Origin of the sequence: Streptosporangium sp. NPDC000239 (assembly GCF_040300765.1) — a bacterium.
GTDB lineage: Bacteria > Actinomycetota > Actinomycetes > Streptosporangiales > Streptosporangiaceae > Streptosporangium.
In genome coordinates, this window is sequence record NZ_JBEPEI010000001.1 from 631,610 (window position 1) to 651,028 (window position 19,419).

Sequence of the window (19,419 nt, forward strand, 5' to 3'; positions counted from 1 at the left end):
GACCATCGATTACCTCTTCATAACCGTTGCCGGAGAGTGGATGGTTGGTGCGCTATGGTCCGTTGTTCGGGCTTGACTGACAGGAGGGGATGATGGTGATGGGGGTTGGAGGACGGCTCGGAGTGGCCGCCCTGGTGACGGCGGGGGCGACGCTTCTGGCCTCTCCCGGTGTCGCGAACGCTCAGGTCGTCACCTCCGCGGCGACCGCGGTCACGGCCCAGGCGGCGCCGGGGTTCGTCGCCCCCGGCCAGACGCTGAGGCTTGGGGCGAAGGGGACCGCGGTCAAGGCGCTGCAGACCAGGCTGCGGGAGCTGGGCTACCTGCCGGGCACGGCCGACGGGCGTTACGGCGGCACGACGCTGACCGCGCTGTGGGCCTTCCAGAAGATCAACGGCATCGCGCCGACCAGCACCGTGACCAGGAAGACCTGGAACGCTCTACAGAACCCCAGGTCGCCGAAGGTGCTGGTGCCCAACGGCAAGCCGACCAGGGTCGAGGTCAACCTCACCCAGCAGGTGATGACCCTGTACGTGGACGGCAGGGTGAAGCTGATCAGCCACATCTCCTCGGGCAGCGGGATTCCGTACTGCGAGACGGCCACCTGGGAGGGCAAGACCCAGAAGTTCTGCGGCAGCGCCCGCACGCCGACGGGCGACTACAAGACGACCTGGCGCAGGAACGGCTGGCACAGGTCATACCTTGGTCAGCTCTACAACCCGATCTTCTTCAACGGCGGTATCGCCCTGCACGGCGCACTCTCGGTGCCGTTGGCCCCGGCCTCCCACGGCTGTGTGCGGCTGCCGATGAACGTCGCCGCGGTCCTGCCCGGCATGCTCGGCACGGGAGTCCCGGTGCACGTCCGGGGCAGATTCGTTCGCTGACGGAGTGAACACGGTTCTTCGTGCCCCCGGTCCTTCAAGGGCCGGGGGCACGGTCGTTCCCGGGGTCGCCGCGGGGGCGCGGGAAAGGGCGCCGTGGCGGGCCCGCCTTGACGGCTGTTTCCCCGCCCTGTGAACACCGGGCCGTGTTCTCGTCATGGGGAACTCGTGGGCAACGCGGAACGCGCGGCGCCCACGACTCCCGGCCACCGAGATGCCGCAGAAAACCGCACAACGCTCAAACTCCACCTTGAACATTTAAAGCAGGCACAGGCCTATAAATCAGCCAATGCGACAGGGAAAGGGGTATGGAGGCGGCCGTGCGTCCGCTGGGTGAGGGAGGGAAGCCGGGGATGTCCGAAACCCCTTGGCCGTGACCGCCCCGGCTTGTCCGCGCGCGACCGGCGACTCTCCGGCGGTTCTTCCGGGGTGGGTGATTCGTATGGTTCCAGGCTGCCCGGTGGTGTCGAACTTTTGTTCGTGCGTTTACTTGACACTACCAGTGATCGAATTTATGTTCGATGTGATGACGTGGGGCTCGCGGTCCACGTCCAGGGTGGTTGGCCTTTCCGGGACCGTCGGCCACGGCGGCCCGGCCGGGCCGGGGCGGGCGGGGAGAGGGGAAGCTCCTCGTCCGGCCGCCCGGAGGATTTGTCGGTGGGGTCTGCGAGTGTTGACCTGACCGGCGGATTCGCCGGGAGCCGCTTGCGACCAAGGAGGCTGAAGCACATGACCCCTCGGCTCAGCGATTCCGATGGGCCCCGGCTCTCGTCCACGGTGCGGGCGCACCTGGCCGACGCGCGCGACTGTCTTGAGGAGGCGGGCGCCGCCCGGACCCCCGCAACCCGATACGTCGCCGCCCACCTGGCGGCGCTCAGAGCCGCGGCCGCGATCCTGGCCGCGCGGCCACGGCCCATGGACGGCCGCAGGCGCCGTCTGCGCAGCGCCTGGGAGCTGCTGCCTGAGGCCGAGCCCAGGCTGGCCGAGTGGGCCCCCTACTTCGAGACCAGCGCGACCAAACGGGCCGCCGCCGAGGCGGGCATGACCCGCATGGTCTCGGCGAGGGACGCCGAGGAGCTGATCTCCGAGGCCGAGCGGTTCGTCGTCACGGTGGAGACCCTCCTGGGCCTGCCCGCCCAGACCACCCTCCCGGCCCGCGTCCCTCTGGCCGGCTAGCGGCTCTAGGCCGCCGATGAGGCCAGCGGGCGGGCGGCGCGGTGGCGCAGCAGGAGCATGGCGGCGTCGTCGTTCAGCGGCTTGCCCACGTGACGCAGCAGGTCGGCGCGTAGCGCGTCGAGGGCCAGCTGCGGGTCGGAGCCGTTCAGCAGGTGCGCCCTGTCGGCCAGCGGATAGAACCGGCCCGTCCCGTCGCGCGCCTCGATGACCCCGTCGGTGTAGAAGAGCACCTGGTCACCGGGTTCGAAGCCGATCTGGTACGGCACGGCCTCGGCCCCCTTCAACGACGCCATGCCCAGCGGAAGGGCCTCGTCGGGCGGGTCGGCGAAGGAACGGCTGCCGTCGGCCGCCAGCACCATGGGCGGCGGATGACCGCAGTTGATGACGGTGATGGAGGTGCCCTCCTGCGCCTCGCCGAGATCGGTCAGGTCGGTGATCTCGGCGAGTACGGCGGTGACGAACTGCTCGCCCGACAGCTCCCGCGACAGCGCGTTCTCCAGGCGGGCCACGACGCCCTGCAGCTTGGCCTCGTCGTGGGCGGCCTCCCTGAAGGCGCCGAGCACCACGGCGGCGGTCTCGACGGCCTCCAGGCCCTTTCCCTGGACGTCTCCCACGATGATGCGCACCCCGTGCGGGGTGGTCACCACCTCGTACAGGTCGCCGCCGATGCGGGCCTCGGCCGTGGCGGAGGTGTAGGAGACGGCCACGCCGATCCCCGGCCCGGCGCGGCGCGGGACCGGCCGCAGCAGCACCCGCTGGGCGGCCTCCGCGACGGAGCGGACGTCGGCGAGCTGACGCTCGTGCCGCAGGCGTCCCGCGCTGGCCAGCACGCTGGCCACCGTGACACCGAGGATGGCGGCCATGGTGATGTTGGTGCGGGGCGTCCACAGGATGTCGTTGTAGACGCCGAGCGCCACGCACAGGGCCAGTGCGATGAGGCCGGAGACCGTGGTCCTGGCCAGGCCGCAGGCCACGCTGGCGAAGGCGGGGCCGAGGGCGAGCAGCGGCAGCAGCCCGGAGGTCGGCCCGGAGCCGAAGTCGATCAGCGCGACCAGGGCCATGACGACGAACGGCAGCAGCCTGAGCGTCTCCTGGGTCCTGGTCGCCCCGACGGAGGTCAGCAGCCGAAGGAACGCCCGGGTCTTGGTCGAGCCCAGGGCCGCCTTGAGTGAGGCGAGACGGCCTTCAGGGCGCGGTCGAGAGTGATCGTGACGATCCTCTCCCCGGGCCATGTCCACCACATCTCGTTAAATGCCATGTTTGCCTTTTCCTACCACAGCGATGGTGATCCGTGGCGGCGTGCGGGCCATGTTCTAACGAGAGAGGAAGACCACGGCTCGCGGGCACGCCCAGCCGCGCGTGCCCGCGACCGGACGGGTCGTCAGAAGGACTCGACGGCCCTGCGGGCCTCGGGGTCGAGCACACCCCAGGTGATGAGTTCCTCGGTGAGCTCACTGGGGGACTTGTCGTAGATCACGGCCAGGGAGCGCAGGTCCTCCTGACGGATGGACAGCACCTTGCCGTTGTAGTCACCACGCTGGCTCTGGATGGTGGCGGCGTAACGAGCCAGCGCACCCGCCTTCTCCTTGGGCAGCTGGGCAAGACGCTCAAGGTCGATCACAAGCTTCGGCGTGGGGCCAAGAGGGCTCGGCGCGCTGCCCCCGGGCAGGAGCTCATTGACCGGAACCCCGTAGAAGTCGGCCAGCTCGGCCAGCTTCTGCACCGTGACCGCACGGTCCCCACGCTCGTAGGAGCCGACGACAACGGCCTTCCAACGACCGCGGGACTTCTCTTCGACTCCGTGCAGGGACAGGCCCTGCTGAGTGCGAATCGCGCGGAGTCTTGCACCCAGCGACTTGGCGTATTCAGACGGCATCGTGTGGCCCCCCGGCTCGGTTATGTACTGCTTTCAGTTGATTGTCCTCCCTCGCAACTTATGCCCCAACCACCGGGTTGGCCTGGGGTAGGCACCTTCGGTGACTGATGCGTCGGGGTTTACCCGATAACGCCGCGAGGTGTGGTTACGGACAGTGACGGTAAAGCTGTGGGCGCCTAAGGTCAAGCTGATTGGAAAAAAGATGTCGAATCCGATCCGATGTGGTCCGCCTCAAACGCCGTGCTTGTCCCATGGCGGATAGTGAATCATCACCGTTTCCCGCGCCGTCCGGCGGACCCTCGCTTCCCGGCGGGACTCCTGGGCACCATCATCACCGGACAGGGGGCCGAACGTATGATCTTCAGCGAGACGTCGCCGGGGAAGACCCGCCGCAGGGGCCCGGTCTCGCTGGAGGCACAGATCAACATCGCCCCCTCGCAGTCGGTGCCCGCCAGCGCGGCGGCCACGTCTCTGCCCTCAAGCACCTCCACGTCGACCCGGACGTCGTCGTGCCCCCGGACGATCTCGTCGAGGTCGGCGGTGACCTTCTCCCTGATCCTGCCGAGCATCTCGGCCTCGACCCCGCCCCGCCGTCCCCCGCCCAGCACGAGGGTGACCAGGCGCAGCGGGACGTCCATCCGCCCGGCCAGCTCGAAGGCCTGCCGTACGGCCTCGTCGGAGGCGGGGTCGCGGCGGTAGGCCACGGTCAGCCTCCGCAGGGCCGGCGGATGGCTCTCGGCGTACCCGCGGGGCGCGAGGGCGACGGGCACGGGGGAGGTGTGCAGGAGCTGGTCGGCGGTGCTGCCGACCCGGATGCGGCCCTTACCGCCTCCGGGGGCGGGGCCGATGACCACCGCGTCGGCCTCCAGCCGCCCGGCGAGCTGGACCAGCCCCCTGCCGCTGCCCCGGTGGCCGTGGGAGACGAAGTCGACCGGCACGTCCCGCACGCCGGCCAGCAGCTCGCGGGCCTGCTCCAGGACGGTCTGCGCCTGCGCGGCCACGTAGGCGCGCCACTCGGCGTCGATCTTCCCCGGTCCCGGGGTCGGCCAGGTGGGCACGTGGACGTGGGCGACGGTCAGCCGGGCCCCGGCCCGCCGGGCCAGCAGTACGGCCAGCGTCAGCCCGTCCTGGCCCCGGCCACCGGGGACGAATCCGGCGAGGATGTGCTCGATCTTCATCGGACGCTCCTGCTGAGGCGTGAGTGGCGGTAGCCGTACAGGAAGTAGGCGAGCAGGCCGACGGTCATCCAGATCGCGAAGGCGAGCCAGGTGACCCCGGCGAGCCCCAGCATCACCACCACGCAGAAGATCACCCCGAGGACCGGTGTCAGCGGGAAGAACGGGGTCCTGAAGCTGCGCGGCAGGTCCGGCCGGGTGTAGCGCAGCACCAGCACGCCGACGTTGACGATGGCGAAGGCGAACAGGGTCCCGATGCTGGTGGCCTCGGCGAGCTGGCCGAGCGGGATGAACCCGGCCAGCAGGGAGACGAACGCGGCGACGATGATCGTGTTCGCGACCGGGACCTGGCGGCGTGGATCGATCCGTTCGAAGATCCTCGGCAGCAGGCCGTCGCGGGACATCGCGAACAGGATGCGGGTCTGGCCGTACAGCACGGTCAGCACGACGCTGGCGATGGCGATGACCGCGCCGAAGGAGATGATCAGGCCCGCCCAGGTCGAGCCGGTCGCGCGGTCGGCGATCAGGGCGAGACTGGCCTCGGTCGTGTCCGGGTCGAACCGCTGCCACGGCATGGCGCCGACGGCGGTCAGCGCGACCAGTACGTAGACGACCGTGACGATGAGCAGGGACAGCAGGATCGCCAGCGGCAGGTCGCGCTTGGGGTTCCTCGCCTCCTCACCGGCGGTCGAGGCGGCGTCGAAGCCGATGTAGGAGAAGAAGACCTGCGAGGCGGCGGCGGTGATCCCGGCGACGCCCAGCGGGGCGAAGGGGGTCAGGTTGCCGCTCTCGAAGGCGGTGAAGGCCACGACGCAGAAGAACGCCAGCACCGCGATCTTGATCAGCACGAAGACCGCGTTCGCGGCCGCGCTCTCCGAGGCGCCGCGCAGCAGCAGCCAGGTGGCCAGCAGGACGATCAGGACCGCGGTGACGTTGACCACCCCTCCCTGGTCGCCGGGGGAGTGGGTGACGGCGGCGGGCAGCTGCCAGCCGAACAGGTCACGGAGGAAGTGGTTGAGGTACTCGCCCCAGCCGACCGCGACCGCCGCGACGGAGACGGCGTACTCCAGCATCAGGCACCAGCCGCACACCCAGGCGACCAGCTCGCCCAGCGTCGCGTAGGCGTAGGAGTAGGAGGAGCCGGAGACCGGGATGGTCCCGGCCAGCTCGGCGTAGGACAGCGCGGAGAACAGGGCCGTGACGGCGGCCAGGGCGAAGGAGACGACCACGGCGGGGCCCGCCTTCGGCACGGCCTGGCCGAGGATGACGAAGATGCCGGTGCCGAGTGTGGCGCCGACACTGAAGAGGGTGAGCTGCCACAGGGTCATGGTCCGGCGCAGCTCGCCGCCCTCGCCGTGACCGCCCTCGGCGACGATCTGCTCGGTGGGTTTGGTGCGCAGCAGCCGCCGTACCACGGAGTCCACGTGATGTCCTCCTCGAAGAGACAGGTCAAAGGGTGCTGGCCAGCGGCCAGGTGGCGTTGGGAGTGACGATGGTGCCCGCCTCGCCCTCAAGGATCAGCTCCGCCTCGTCCAGCCTGCCGATCGCGGCCATGTCGCCGGTGGTCTCGACGAACCGGCAGGCGGCCTCGACCTTGGGGCCCATGGAGCCCGCAGGGAACCGTTCTGCGCGCAGCTGGTGGGGAGTGGTATGGGTGATCTCCTCCTGCCGCGGGGTGCCGAAGTGCCTGGCGACCCGCGGCACGTCGGTGAGGATCATCAGGACGTCGGCTTCGAGGGCCTCGGCCAGCACGGAGGCGGTCAGGTCCTTGTCGATGACCGCCTCGACCCCCTGGAGCTGTCCCCGGTCGTTGCGGATCACCGGTATCCCGCCACCGCCCGCGCAGATCGCCACGACGCCGTCGCGGACCAGGCGGCGCAGCAGCCGGGTCTCCACGACCCGCTGCGGGACGGGGGAGGGCACGACCCGGCGCCAGTGCCGTCCGTCCGGCTTGACGGTCCAGCCGTACTCCTCGGCCAGTCTCTCCGCCTCCGCCCGCTCGTAGACCTGGCCGACGAACTTCGTCGGGTCGTCGAAGGCGGGGTCGACCGCCGAGACGAGCGTCTGGTTGACCGTGGCGGCCACCTGCCGCCCCGGCAGCGCGTTCTGCAGGGCCTGCAGCATCCAGTATCCGATCATGCCCTGGGTCTCGGCGCCGATGGTGTCCAGGGGGTACGGCCTGGCCAGGTTGGGGTCGTTGGCGCTCTCCAGCGCCAGCACGCCGACCTGGGGGCCGTTCCCGTGCGTGATGATCAGCTCGTGCCGTTCCGCGAGCCGGGCCAGCGAGGCGGCGGCGACCCGGACGTTCTCCCGCTGGGGCAGCGCGTCGGGGCTCTGCCCCCTGCGCAGCAGCGCGTTGCCCCCCAGGGCGGCCAGGACGCGCATCCTCAGTCTCCCAGGGTGGCGACCATGACGGCCTTGATCGTGTGCAGCCGGTTCTCCGCCTGGTCGAAGACGATCGACAGCGGGGACTCGAAGACCTCGTCGGTGACCTCGAGGGCGTCGTGGCCGGTCTTCTCGAACAACTCCTCGCCGACCTTCGTCTCCCGGTCGTGGAAGGCGGGCAGGCAGTGCATGAACCTCACCCTGGGGTTGCCGGTCGCCTCGACGACCGAGGCGTTCACCTGGTACGGCATGAGCAGCTTGACGCGCTGGTCCCACACCTCGTCCGGCTCGCCCATGGACACCCACACATCGGTGTAGAGGAAGTCCACGCCCCTGACGCCCTCGGCGACCTCGTCGGTGACGGTGATCCTGGCGCCGGTCGCCTCGGCGAGGTCCCTGGCGGGCCCGGCGACCCCCGTCTCCTCCGGCCACAGCTGCCTGGGAGCCACGATCCGCACGTCCATCCCCATCAGCGCGCCGGTGACCAGCAGCGAGTGGCCCATGTTGTTGCGGGCGTCGCCCAGGTAGGCGTAGGAGATCTCGCGCAGGGGCTTGTCGCTGTGCTCCCGCATGGTGAGCAGGTCGGCGAGCATCTGGGTGGGGTGCCACTCGTCGGTGAGGCCGTTCCAGACGGGGACGCCCGAGTAGGCGGCCAGTTCCTCGGCGTAGGCCTGCCTGCTGCCGCGGTACTCGATGCCGTCGAACATCCGGCCGAGCACCCGCGCGGTGTCCCGCACCGACTCCTTGTGGCCCATCTGGGAGCCGGAGGGGTCGAGGTAGGTGACGTGCGCGCCCTGGTCGTGCGCGCCGACCTCGAAGGCGCACCGGGTGCGGGTCGAGGTCTTCTCGAAGATCAGGGCGATGTTCCTGCCCCTCAGGCGCGGCCTCTCGGTGCCCGCGTACTTGGCCGCCTTGAGGTCGGCCGCGAGGGTGAGGAGGAACCCGAACTCCTCGGGGGTGAAGTCGAGCTCCTTGAGGAAGCTGCGGTTGCGCAGGTTGAATGCCATGTGCCTGTCCCTGGTGAGAGGTCAGATGCCGTCGCGTTCGAGGGGGCAGCTCATGCACCGGGGACCGCCGCGGCCCCTGCCGAGCTCACTGCCCCTGATGGTGGTCACCTCGACGCCGTTGGCGCGCAGGTAGTTGTTGGTGGTGGTGTTGCGCTCGTAGGCGATGACCACGCCGGGACTGATCGCCAGCACGTTGCAGCCGTCGTCCCACTGCTCCCGCTCGGCCGCGTAGACGTCCTGCGTCGGGGTGAGGATCCTGATCTCGTCCAGGTCCATGGCGCGGGCGATGGCCCGGTGCATGTCCTCGGGCGCGTGATCGGTGATCTTGAGTTCCTTCTCCGTGTCGCCGGGTTCGACGGTGTAGGAGGGCAGCATCCCGAGCCCGGCGAACTTGACGAACACCCCGACGTCCACGCTGGTCATCACGGTGTCCAGGTGCATGAACGCCCGTGCCTTCGGCATGTTCAGGGCCACGATCCGTTTCGCGCCGCCCTTGGCGAACAGGCTGCGCGCGAGCATCTCGACCGCCTGCGGCTGCGTGCGCTCGCTCATCCCGACCAGTACGGCCCCGCGGCCCAGCACCAGCACGTCGCCGCCCTCGATGGTCGCGGGCGCGGCGGCCATGCCCGGCATCCACAGGTTGAAGCCGCCCTCCTGCGGCCTGTCGAAGCCCGGGGCGAACATCGGGTGGAAACGGTAGATCGCCTCGTAGTTCACGGTCTCGCGCTGGCGGGCCTTCTTGCGCATCGCGTTGACGGAGACGCCGTCGTAGATCCAGCAGGAGGTGTCGCGGGTGAACAGGTGGTTGGGCAGCGGGGGCAGGACGAAGTCGTCGGGGCCGAGGGTGTGGAAGGCCAGGCTCTTGGGGTCGGTGCCCCGTTCGACGAGTTCCTGCTTGGTGATCCCGCCGGTGAGGTAGAGCTGCAGGTCGTCGGAGTGCATGGCGTCCAGCGCGTTGCGCAGGGCGTCCACGGCCATGGGGCCGAAGAAACGCTCCTCGATGACGTGGTCGAGGATGTACTTGCGGGCCTCGGGGATGTCGATCGTCTCGCGCAGCAGGTCGCCGAGGAGGTGGACGGCGACCCCGTGCTCGCGCAGCACCCGCTGGAACTCCTCGTGTTCCTCGACCGCGCGCTGCACCCACAGCACGTCGTCGAAGAGGAAGTCGTCCTTGTTCGACGGGGTGAGCCGCTTCAGGGACAGCTCGGGCCTGTGGAGCAGGACCCGGTGGAGCCGCCCGACTTCGGAGTCGACGTGAAAGGTCATCTCTCTTCCTCCGTGCTGGCCTCGTGATGGCCGGTCGGTCAACGGTCGTGCCCGGCCGCCGGTACGGCGGCCTCACCTCCCGGGCCGTACCCGCCGCGTCTGGCCTTGGTCCAGATGTAGACGGGGATGCCCACCAGGAGCATCAGGAATCCGACGAAGATGGCCTGGGTGCCGGCGCCGTACGTCATCCAGAAGGCGAACAGGACGGCGAGGGCGGTCACGGCCAGGTCGCGGCCGAGCCTGGCCCCCTTGACCTCGCGGGCCCCGGTGACCAGCCAGAACAGCTGGGCGCAGGCGGAGAAGAAGTAGGGGATGACGGTGGTGAAGGTGGCGATGAGCAGGATCCTGTCGAAGCCGCCCTCCGAGCCGAGATAGTTGTAGAACACGACCAGCGAGGTCAGCGCGGTCCCGGCGACGATGCCGACCCAAGGGGCGCCGCGGCGCGACCGCCGGGCGAAGACGGAGGGGAACAGGCCGTCCCTGGCGGCGGCCATCGGCATCTCCGCCACGAGCATGGTCCAGCCGTTGATGGCGCCGATGCCGGAGACGATCGCGCAGGCGGCCATGACGCCGCCGCCGACGCTCCCGCCGAACATGGCGTTGATCGCGTCGGCGAAGGGGGCGGTGGAGCCGACGAGCGCCTGGTGCGGGACGACGCCGAAGACGGCGACCGTGCTGAGCATGTACATCGCGGCGCAGATCAGCACGCCGTAGACGCTGGCCCTGCCGATGTTGCGGGCCGGGTCCCTGACCTTCTCCGCGACGATGGTGACGCTCTCCACGCCCGAGTAGATGAACAGCGCCAGCGCGCCCGCGGTGGACAGGGCCGCGATCCAGGAGCCGCCGGTCGCCACGAAGGGGCCGAAGTCGGCGCCCCGCATGAAGAACAGGCCGACCACCGCGACGAAGACCAGCGGGACGAACTTCAGCACCGTGGTGACCAGCGCGAAGACGCCGATGTTCCGCACACCGCTCAGGTTGATCAGCGCGGGGACCCACAGGGCGACGAGCGCCAGGGCGATCCGGGCGGCGGGGGAGTCCCAGCGCAGGAAGTAGCCGACGTAGTTGACCCAGACGACGGCGATGGCGGCGTTGCCGATCCAGGCGGTCAGCCAGAACGACCAGGCGTTCCAGAAGCCGGAGAACTCGCCGAAGGCGTCCTTGGCGTAGGCGTACGGCCCGCCGCCCTCCGGCAGGCGCGCGCCGAGCCTGCCGAACACCACGGCGAGCGCGACGGCGCCGATCGAGACCAGGGCCATGGCCAGGATGCTGACGGTGCCGTAGGCGGCCAGCGAGGCGGGCAGCAGGAACACGCCCGTGCCCACGATGTTGCCCACGATCAGGGCGATGGCCGCGGGCAGGCCGAGTTTGCCGTGTTCCCCGGCGATCTCCTCGGCCGCCTCGTCGCGGATCACTCCTTCTTCTGCGGCGGTGCGCCCTCGCGGACGGTCGCCGAAGGAATCTCCCATCCCACGCCCCCTGGCACGCATCCCCCGCACTGCCCGTTTCGGGTGCCGATAACCAATGGGGTCCCCAACGGGGAAAGGTGTGAAACCCGTCCTACCAGGGCGGACGGCGCGCGGAGCCGGAGGTCAGCCGCGGGTCAGCGCGTGGGTGGGGGAGGGGGCGACCTCGGCGGCCGAACCCGAGATCGGGGGAAGCAGCACGGCCATGATCGCCATGATCGCGGCCAGCAGGGCGACGGGGATCAGGACGCCGGGGAAGGCGCCGCGGCGGGCGGGCAGGGGCTCGGCGGTGACCGCGCCGGTCGCGAACGACGACAGCGTCTCGGCCAGGAGGGGGTCCTCGCTGTAGATCCGGTCGGCGATCCCGTCGAGGGCGCGCTTTTCGCGAGCGGACAAGCCCATGGTTCTCGATTCCCCGGTGGCTGACGATGACCCGAAGGATTTTAATGGCACTTTGTCGGGTTTTGCCAAGCTAGGGAGGTAGATCTTCGTCCATCCAGAGATGTTGATCAATACCATGAAATATCCAGATTGTAGGCATATGGGCTATATGTGTGGTTTGTCGTGATTGGAGGGTCAAGGGGGTGCTTCAGGAGCATCGCCGGGCGGCTGCTAACGTGAGGACGTCAGCTTCCTTTAAGACCCGTCCCGTGAGGCGGGAAAGGTGGTGTTCGCATTGGCTGATGCCGTTTCGCATGCCCGCGGGGGCGCGCACGCGGTCCTCGAAGGACCCGACATCAATCGCGCGCTGATCCGCATCTCCCACGAGATCCTCGAACGCACCAAGGGTGCCGAGGACATCGTCCTGCTGGGGATCCCCACCAGGGGCGTTCACCTGGCCCGCCGCCTGGCTGGCTACATCAGGCAGTTCGAAGGCCGTTCCGTGCCGGTCGGGTCCCTCGACGTCACCATGTACCGCGACGACCTGCGCCTGCGGCCCGCCCGCGCGCTCGGCCGCACCGAGGTGCCCGCCGACGGCATCGACGGCAGGATCGTCGTCCTCGTCGACGACGTCCTCTACTCGGGCCGCACCGTCCGCTCCGCCCTCGACGCCCTCAACGACCTGGGCCGTCCGCAGGCCGTCCAGCTCGCCGCCCTGGTGGACCGGGGCCACAGGGAGCTGCCGATCAGGGCCGACTACGTGGGCAAGAACCTCCCGACCTCCAAGTCCGAGATCGTCAAGGTCTACCTGGAGGAGAACGACGGCCGCGACGCCGTCCTGCTGCTGAAGGAAGACGACAAGTGAAGCGGCACCTGATCTCGGCGGCCGACCTGAGCCGTGACGACGCCCTGCTGATCCTGGACACCGCCGACGAACTGGCGAAGATCTCGGAACGTTCCATCAAGAAGCTGCCGACCCTGCGGGGCCGTACGGTGGTCAACCTCTTCTTCGAGGACTCCACCCGCACCCGCATCTCCTTCGAGGCCGCGGCCAAGCGCCTGTCCGCCGACGTCATCAACTTCTCCGCCAAGGGGTCGAGCGTCTCCAAGGGGGAGTCGCTGAAGGACACCGCGCTCACCCTGGAGGCCATGGGCGCCGACGCCGTCGTCATCAGGCACGGCGCCTCGGGCGCCCCGCACCGCCTGGCGAACTGGGTGCGCGGCAGCGTCGTCAACGCCGGGGACGGCACCCACGAGCACCCGACCCAGGCCCTGCTCGACGCCTTCACCATGCGCCGCCGCCTCGGCTCGCTCGACGGCAGGAAGGTCACCATCGTCGGCGACGTCCTGCACAGCAGGGTCGCCCGCTCCAACGTGCTCCTGCTGGCCACGCTCGGCGCCGAGGTGACCCTGGTCGCCCCGCCGACCCTGCTGCCGGTGAGCGTCGGATCCTGGCCCTGTGAGGTCTCCTACGACCTCGACGCCGTGCTGCCCAAGTCCGACGTGGTGATGATGCTGCGCGTGCAGCGCGAGCGGATGAACGCCGCCTTCTTCCCCACCGAGCGGGAGTACAGCCGCCGCTACGGCCTCGACCGCGAGCGCGTCGCCCGGCTGCACGACGAGGCCGTCGTGATGCACCCCGGCCCGATGAACCGGGGCATGGAGATCGCGGCGGAGGTGGCCGACTCGCCCCGCTCGACGATCGTCGAACAGGTCACCAACGGTGTGACCACCCGCATGGCCGTCCTTTACCTGCTGCTCGGCGGCGCCGACCTCGGAGGAGAGATCCAGTGAAGACCATCGTCATCAAGGGCGCCAGGATCCTCGGCGGAGAGCCCGCCGACATCCTGATCCGCGACGGAGTCTTCGCCGAGATCGGCCAGGACCTGAGCGGGGACGAGACCGTCGACGCCACCGGGCTCATCGCGCTGCCCGGCCTGGTCGACCTGCACACCCACCTGCGCGAGCCGGGCCGCGAGGACGCCGAGACCGTGGAGAGCGGCACCCGCGCCGCCGCGCTCGGCGGTTACACCGCCGTGCACGCCATGGCCAACACCGACCCGGTCGCCGACACCGCGGGCGTCGTCGAGCAGGTCTGGCGCCTCGGCCAGGAGGCGGGCCACTGCGACGTGCGCCCGGTCGGCGCCGTCACCGTCGGGCTCGACGGCGAGCGCCTGGCCGAACTCGGCGCGATGGCCGACTCGGCCGCGCGGGTGCGCGTCTTCTCCGACGACGGCAGGTGCGTCTCCGACGCGGTGCTCATGCGCCGCGCCCTGGAGTACGTCAAGGCCTTCGACGGCGTGGTCGCCCAGCACGCCCAGGAGCCGCGCCTGACCAAGGACGCGCAGATGAACGAGGGCGCGGTCTCCGGCAGGCTCGGGCTGACCGGCTGGCCCGCGGTCGCCGAGGAGGCGATCATCGCCCGCGACTGCCTGCTCGCCGCGCACGTCGGCTCACGCCTGCACGTGTGCCACCTGTCCACCGCGGGCTCGGTCGAGATCGTCCGCTGGGCCAAGTCGAAGGGCTGGGACGTCACCGCCGAGGTGACCCCGCACCACCTGCTCCTGACCGACGACCTCGTCGAGGACTCCCCGGTCGGCTCCTACAACCCCATCTACAAGGTGAACCCGCCGCTGCGCACCCGCGCCGACGTCGAGGCGCTGCGCGCGGGCCTGGCCGACGGCACGATCGACTGCGTCGCCACCGACCACGCCCCGCACCCGGTGGAGGACAAGGAGACCGAGTGGGCCGCCGCGGCCATGGGCATGATCGGCCTGGAGACCGCGCTGTCCGTCGTGCAGGAGGCCATGGTCGAGACCGGGCTGCTCGACTGGGCGGGTGTGGCCGAGCGCATGTCGTCCGCCCCGGCCAGGATCGGCCGGGTGGCCGAGCACGGCGGGCCGATCGAGGTGGGGGCCCCGGCCAACGTCACCCTCTACGACCCGGCCGCGCGCGCCGAGGTCGACCCGGCCGGATACGCCTCCAAGAGCCGCAACACCCCCTACCAGGGCAGGAGCCTGCCCGGCAGGGTCGTGGCGACCTTCCTGCGCGGCAGGCCGACCGTCCTGGACGGAAAGATCGCGTGAGGCCCGGCCCGAGCGGGCCTGCCGTACGGCTGTGCCGTCCCGGCGTCGCCCCCGCGGCGTCAGGGCGCCGTCGCGACCCCGCAGCCGCAGGGTGTCGCCGCGGGTGGCGCGAGGCCGTCCCACATCATGGAGAGACACCTCTCAGGTGCGCCAGATATTTCATACTTTGCGGAGCAATGACCGAGATGATCGGGGTGTTCGAGTGACCGCAGTGCTAGTGCTGGAAGACGGCCGCGTCTTCCACGGGACCCCCTACGGGGCCCAAGGTGAGACCTTCGGCGAGATGGTCTTCAACACCGGGATGACCGGCTACCAGGAGACGCTCACCGACCCCTCCTACCACCGCCAGATCGTCGCGATGACCGCGCCGCACATCGGCAACACGGGGGTCAACGACGAGGACCCCGAGTCCTCGCGCGTCTGGGTCTCCGGCTACGTGGTCCGCGAACCCGCCCGCATCCCCTCCAACTGGCGTTCGAGGCGCTCCCTCGACGACTACCTGAGGGACCAGGGCGTCGTCGGCATCGCCATCCCCGGCACCCGCGCCCTCACCCGCCACCTGCGCGAACGCGGCGCCATGCGCGCGGGCGTCTTCTCCGGCGAGGCCCTCGCGCCGGTGGAGGAGCTCCTCGCCCGGGTCAGGAACAGCCCCGCCATGGAGGGCGCCGACCTCGCCGAGGCCGTCTCGACCGCCCAGCCGTACGTGGTGCCGGCGGTCGGGGCCAAGCGCTTCACCGTCGCCGCCGTCGACCTCGGCATCAAGGCGATGACCCCGCACCGGATGGCCGAGCGCGGCTGCGAGGTGCACGTCCTGCCCGCCTCCAGCACCGCAGAGGACATCCTCGCCCTCGACCCCGACGGGGTGTTCTTCTCCAACGGCCCCGGCGACCCGGCCACCGCCGACCACCAGGTCGAGGCGCTGCGCGGCGTCCTGGAGGCGGGCAAGCCGTTCTTCGGCATCTGCTTCGGCAACCAGATCTTCGGCCGCGCCCTCGGGCTCGGCACCTACAAGCTGCGCTACGGCCACCGCGGGGTCAACCAGCCCGTCCAGGACCGCCGCACCGGCAAGGTGGAGATCTCCGCGCACAACCACGGCTTCGCCGTACGGGCCCCGCTCGACGGCTCCTTCGACACGCCGTACGGCCCGGCGGAGGTCAGCCACGTCAACCTCAACGACGACTGCGTCGAAGGACTGCGGCTGATCGACAGGCCGGCCTTCAGCGTCCAGTACCACCCGGAGGCCGCGGCGGGCCCGCACGACTCCGCCGGGCTGTTCGACCGCTTCTGCGCCCTGATGGAAGCGACGCAGGAAGAGACAGGGAACACGACGAGGGGGAACAAGGGTGCCTAAGCGTACGGACATCCAGTCGGTCATGGTGATCGGCTCGGGGCCGATCGTGATCGGGCAGGCCTGCGAGTTCGACTACTCGGGCACCCAGGCCTGCCGCGTGCTGCGCGCCGAGGGCTTCCGCGTGATCCTCGTCAACAGCAACCCGGCCACGATCATGACGGACCCCGAGTTCGCCGACGCGACCTACGTCGAGCCGATCACCCCGGAGATCGTCGAGAAGATCATCGCCAAGGAGCGCCCCGACGCGCTGCTGCCCACCCTGGGCGGTCAGACCGCGCTCAACACCGCGATCGCCCTGCACGAGGCCGGTGTCCTGGCCAAGTACGAGGTCGAGCTGATCGGCGCGGACGTGGACGCCATCCAGGCGGGCGAGAACCGCGAGATGTTCAAGGACATCGTGACCAAGGTCGCCGCCGAGCACGGTCTCAACGCCGAGTCGGCCCGCTCGTTCGTCTGCCACACCATGGACGAGTGCCTGGCCGCCGCGGGCGAGCTCGGCTACCCGCTGGTCGTGCGGCCCTCCTTCACCATGGGCGGCGTCGGCTCCGGCTTCGCCCACGACGAGGAGGGCCTGCGCAGGATCGCCGGCGCCGGCCTGGACGCCTCCCCGACGACCGAGGTGCTCCTTGAGGAGTCCATCCTCGGCTGGAAGGAGTACGAGCTGGAGGTCATGCGCGACAAGGCGGACAACGTCGTCATCGTCTGCTCCATCGAGAACCTCGACCCGATGGGCGTGCACACCGGCGACAGCGTCACCGTGGCCCCCGCGCTGACCCTCACCGACCGCGAGTACCAGAACATGCGCGACGTCGCCATCGCGGTCATCCGCGAGGTCGGCGTCGACACCGGCGGCTGCAACATCCAGTTCGCGGTGAACCCGGCCACCGGGCGCATGATCGTCATCGAGATGAACCCCCGCGTCTCCCGCTCCAGCGCCCTGGCCTCCAAGGCCACCGGCTTCCCGATCGCCAAGATCGCCGCCAAGCTGGCCGTCGGCTACACCCTGGACGAGATCCCCAACGACATCACCAGGGAGACCCCGGCCTCCTTCGAGCCCTCGCTCGACTACATCGTGGTCAAGGTGCCGCGCTTCGCCTTCGAGAAGTTCGCCGGGGCCGACCAGACCCTGACGACCCACATGAAGTCGGTCGGCGAGGCCATGGCCATCGGCAGGTCCTTCCCCGAGGCCCTGCAGAAGGCCCTGCGGTCCCTGGAGAAGAAGGAGTCGACCTTCACCTGGGCCGGGGAGCCCGGCGACAAGGACGCGCTGCTGACCGCCTGCCGAACGCCGCACGACGGCAGGCTGCGGACCATGCAGCAGGCCATCCGCGCGGGCGCCACGGCCGAGGAGCTGTTCGAGGCGACCGCGGTCGACCCGTGGTTCCTCGACCAGCTCTACGCGATCGACGAGATCGCCGCCGAGGTGCGCCAGGCGGAGGACCTCACCGCCGAGATCCTCGTCAGGGCCAAGCGGTACGGCTTCAGCGACACGCAGATCGCCGAGCTGCGCGGCGCCGACGAGCCCGGGATCCGCGCCCTGCGGCACGCGCTGGGCGTACGGCCCGTCTACAACACCGTGGACACCTGCGCGGCCGAGTTCGCCGCCCAGACCCCCTACCTCTACTCCACCTACGACGAGGAGACCGAGGTCCCGCAGGGCGAGCGCCCCAAGGTCCTCATCCTCGGCTCCGGGCCCAACCGCATCGGCCAGGGCATCGAGTTCGACTACGCCTGCGTGCACGCCTCCTTCGAGCTTTCGGCCGCCGGGTACGAGACCGTCATGGTCAACTGCAACCCGGAGACCGTCTCGACCGACTACGACACCTCCGACCGGCTCTACTTCGAGCCGCTCACCCTGGAGGACGTCCTGGAGGTCGTCCACGCCGAGCAGCAGAGCGGCCCCGTCGCGGGCGTCATCGTCCAGCTCGGCGGCCAGACCCCGCTCGGCCTGGCCCAGGCGCTCAAGGACGCCGGGGTGCCGATCGTCGGCACCTCGCCCGAGTCGATCCACCTCGCCGAGGAGCGCGGCGCGTTCGGCCGGGTCCTGGCCGAGGCCGGGCTGCCCGCGCCCAAGCACGGCACCGCCGTCACGGTCGAGGAGGCGCTGGAGATCGCCGAGGAGATCGGCTACCCGGTGCTGGTCCGGCCCTCCTACGTCCTCGGCGGCGCGGGCATGGCCATCGTCTACGACGACAGCACGCTGTCCACCTACATGGCCAGGGCGGGCGCGGCCAGCGACCACCCGGTCCTGGTGGACAAGTTCCTCGACGAGGCCGTCGAGATCGACGTGGACGCCCTGTTCGACGGCGAGGAGCTCTACCTCGGCGGCGTGATGGAGCACATCGAGGAGGCCGGCATCCACTCCGGCGACTCGGCCTGCTCGCTGCCCCCCATGACGCTCGGCAGTCACGACATCAAGCGCATCCGCGCCGCGACCGAGGCGATCGCCAGGGGCGTGGGCGTGCGGGGCCTGCTGAACGTGCAGTACGCCCTGTCGGCCAACATCCTGTACGTCCTGGAGGCCAACCCCAGGGCCAGCCGTACGGTGCCGTTCGTCTCCAAGGCGACCGCGGTCCCGCTGGCCAAGGCGGCGGCCAGGGTGATGATGGGCGCCACCGTGGCCGAGCTGCGCGCCGAGGGCATGCTCCCGGCGGAGGGCGACGGCGGCACCCTGCCGCTCGACGCGCCCATCGCGGTCAAGGAGGCCGTGCTGCCGTTCAACCGGTTCAGGGGCGTCGACACCGTGCTCGGCCCCGAGATGCGCTCGACCGGCGAGGTCATGGGCATCGACGAGTTCTTCGGCACCGCCTACGCCAAGTCGCAGGCCGCCGCCTACGGCTCGCTGCCCACCAAGGGAAGGGCGTTCGTCTCGGTCGCCAACCGCGACAAGCGCGCGATGGTCTTCCCGGTCAAGGCGCTGGCCGATCTCGGCTTCGAGATCCTCGCCACCGAGGGGACCGCCGAGGTGCTGCACCGCAACGGCGTCCAGGCCAAGGTCGTGCGCAAGCAGAGCGAGGGGCCGGGGCCCGACGGGGAGCCGACCATCGGCGGGCGCATCCTGGACGGTGAGGTGGACCTCATCGTGAACACGCCCTTCGGCAGCCCCGGCCAGTCCGGACCCAGGCTGGACGGCTACGAGATCCGCACCGCGGCGGTGCTGCGGGGCGTGCCCTGCATCACGACCGTCCAGGGGCTGGCGGCGGCCGTACAGGGCATCCAGGCCATCGTCCGCGGTGACGTGGGCGTGCGGTCGCTGCAGGAGCACGCGCGGCGGCTGCGGGGCTGAGCCGGCCCGGTTCGGCCCGGTGGTCCTCCCGCGGCGGACGAGGACCGGTCCCGGGCGTGGAGAATGAGGAGCCGGACGCGGACCGC

General features: G+C 70.2%; 16 protein-coding genes. 7 read left to right on the forward strand and 9 right to left on the reverse strand.

The window, feature by feature from the left end; genetic code table 11:
* The first annotated feature begins 98 nt into the window (after positions 1-98).
* Both ABT340_RS02920 and ABT340_RS02925 read left to right on the forward strand, forming a co-directional pair.
* Positions 99-881: a L,D-transpeptidase family protein gene (locus ABT340_RS02920; RefSeq protein ID WP_352008935.1), complete on the forward strand. Its 783-nt coding sequence runs from the start codon at positions 99-101 to the stop codon at positions 879-881.
* 726 nt (positions 882-1,607) lie between these two features.
* Positions 1,608-2,054, forward strand: a complete 447-nt coding sequence (locus ABT340_RS02925) for an SAV_6107 family HEPN domain-containing protein (protein ID WP_352008936.1) — start codon at positions 1,608-1,610, stop codon at positions 2,052-2,054.
* A 5-nt stretch (positions 2,055-2,059) separates the two neighbouring features.
* On the opposite strand, the gene ABT340_RS02930 is transcribed toward ABT340_RS02925, so the two are convergent.
* From ABT340_RS02930 to ABT340_RS02970, 9 genes are all read right to left on the reverse strand, one after another.
* A complete protein-coding gene (locus tag ABT340_RS02930) occupies positions 2,060-3,286 on the reverse strand; it encodes a PP2C family protein-serine/threonine phosphatase (protein WP_352008937.1) in 1,227 nt (408 codons plus the stop codon).
* A gap of 149 nt (positions 3,287-3,435) precedes the next feature.
* On the reverse strand, positions 3,436-3,930 hold the full coding sequence (gene bldD / locus ABT340_RS02935) for a transcriptional regulator BldD (RefSeq protein WP_271219163.1): 495 nt from the start codon (positions 3,928-3,930) through the stop codon (positions 3,436-3,438).
* Positions 3,931-4,199: 269 nt separating this feature from the next.
* Positions 4,200-5,108, reverse strand: a complete 909-nt coding sequence (locus ABT340_RS02940; RefSeq protein WP_352008938.1) for a universal stress protein — start codon at positions 5,106-5,108, stop codon at positions 4,200-4,202.
* Positions 5,105-6,529, reverse strand: a complete 1,425-nt coding sequence (locus ABT340_RS02945) for an amino acid permease (RefSeq protein WP_352008939.1) — start codon at positions 6,527-6,529, stop codon at positions 5,105-5,107. Before ABT340_RS02945 ends, ABT340_RS02940 begins: the two co-directional genes overlap by 4 nt.
* Before the next feature lie 25 nt (positions 6,530-6,554).
* Positions 6,555-7,490 carry a carbamate kinase gene (arcC, locus tag ABT340_RS02950; RefSeq protein ID WP_352008940.1) on the reverse strand — a complete coding sequence of 312 codons (936 nt, stop codon included), beginning with the start codon at positions 7,488-7,490 and terminating at the stop codon, positions 6,555-6,557.
* Between the two features lie 2 nt (positions 7,491-7,492).
* Positions 7,493-8,497, reverse strand: coding sequence for an ornithine carbamoyltransferase (gene argF / locus ABT340_RS02955; RefSeq protein WP_352008941.1), 1,005 nt, complete (start codon positions 8,495-8,497; stop codon positions 7,493-7,495).
* 21 nt (positions 8,498-8,518) lie between these two features.
* The gene (locus ABT340_RS02960) at positions 8,519-9,763 is read right to left on the reverse strand and encodes an arginine deiminase (protein WP_352008942.1); all 1,245 of its coding nucleotides are present in this window, start codon (positions 9,761-9,763) and stop codon (positions 8,519-8,521) included.
* A gap of 38 nt (positions 9,764-9,801) precedes the next feature.
* Positions 9,802-11,232 (reverse strand): amino acid permease, encoded by a 1,431-nt coding sequence (locus ABT340_RS02965; protein WP_352008943.1) that lies wholly within the window; start codon positions 11,230-11,232, stop codon positions 9,802-9,804.
* A 123-nt stretch (positions 11,233-11,355) separates the two neighbouring features.
* Positions 11,356-11,625 carry a DUF3040 domain-containing protein gene (locus ABT340_RS02970; protein WP_352008944.1) on the reverse strand — a complete coding sequence of 90 codons (270 nt, stop codon included), beginning with the start codon at positions 11,623-11,625 and terminating at the stop codon, positions 11,356-11,358.
* Between the two features lie 280 nt (positions 11,626-11,905).
* Here ABT340_RS02970 and pyrR point away from each other — a divergent pair, with 280 nt between their 5' ends.
* From pyrR to carB, 5 genes are all read left to right on the forward strand, one after another.
* Entirely contained in the window at positions 11,906-12,475 is a 570-nt protein-coding gene (gene pyrR / locus ABT340_RS02975; protein WP_352008945.1) for a bifunctional pyr operon transcriptional regulator/uracil phosphoribosyltransferase PyrR, read from the forward strand.
* Positions 12,472-13,404, forward strand: coding sequence for an aspartate carbamoyltransferase catalytic subunit (locus ABT340_RS02980; protein ID WP_352008946.1), 933 nt, complete (start codon positions 12,472-12,474; stop codon positions 13,402-13,404). The genes pyrR and ABT340_RS02980 overlap by 4 nt, the downstream gene beginning before the upstream one ends.
* Entirely contained in the window at positions 13,401-14,696 is a 1,296-nt protein-coding gene (locus ABT340_RS02985) for a dihydroorotase (RefSeq protein WP_352008947.1), read from the forward strand. Before ABT340_RS02980 ends, ABT340_RS02985 begins: the two co-directional genes overlap by 4 nt.
* Positions 14,697-14,898: 202 nt before the next feature.
* Positions 14,899-16,047: a glutamine-hydrolyzing carbamoyl-phosphate synthase small subunit gene (gene carA / locus ABT340_RS02990; protein ID WP_352008948.1), complete on the forward strand. Its 1,149-nt coding sequence runs from the start codon at positions 14,899-14,901 to the stop codon at positions 16,045-16,047.
* On the forward strand, positions 16,040-19,333 hold the full coding sequence (carB, locus tag ABT340_RS02995) for a carbamoyl-phosphate synthase large subunit (protein ID WP_352008949.1): 3,294 nt from the start codon (positions 16,040-16,042) through the stop codon (positions 19,331-19,333). Before carA ends, carB begins: the two co-directional genes overlap by 8 nt.
* Positions 19,334-19,419: the final 86 nt, after the last annotated feature.

Coding starts and splice junctions, on each gene's coding strand:
- ABT340_RS02920 (WP_352008935.1), top strand. CDS start 99: ATGGGGGTTGGAGGACGGCTCGGAGTGGCCGCCCTGGTGACGGCGGGG.
- ABT340_RS02925 (WP_352008936.1), top strand. CDS start 1,608: ATGACCCCTCGGCTCAGCGATTCCGATGGGCCCCGGCTCTCGTCCACG.
- ABT340_RS02930 (WP_352008937.1), bottom strand. CDS start 3,286: ATGGCCCGGGGAGAGGATCGTCACGATCACTCTCGACCGCGCCCTGAA.
- bldD (WP_271219163.1), bottom strand. CDS start 3,930: ATGCCGTCTGAATACGCCAAGTCGCTGGGTGCAAGACTCCGCGCGATT.
- ABT340_RS02940 (WP_352008938.1), bottom strand. CDS start 5,108: ATGAAGATCGAGCACATCCTCGCCGGATTCGTCCCCGGTGGCCGGGGC.
- arcC (WP_352008940.1), bottom strand. CDS start 7,490: ATGCGCGTCCTGGCCGCCCTGGGGGGCAACGCGCTGCTGCGCAGGGGG.
- argF (WP_352008941.1), bottom strand. CDS start 8,497: ATGGCATTCAACCTGCGCAACCGCAGCTTCCTCAAGGAGCTCGACTTC.
- ABT340_RS02960 (WP_352008942.1), bottom strand. CDS start 9,763: ATGACCTTTCACGTCGACTCCGAAGTCGGGCGGCTCCACCGGGTCCTG.
- ABT340_RS02965 (WP_352008943.1), bottom strand. CDS start 11,232: ATGGGAGATTCCTTCGGCGACCGTCCGCGAGGGCGCACCGCCGCAGAA.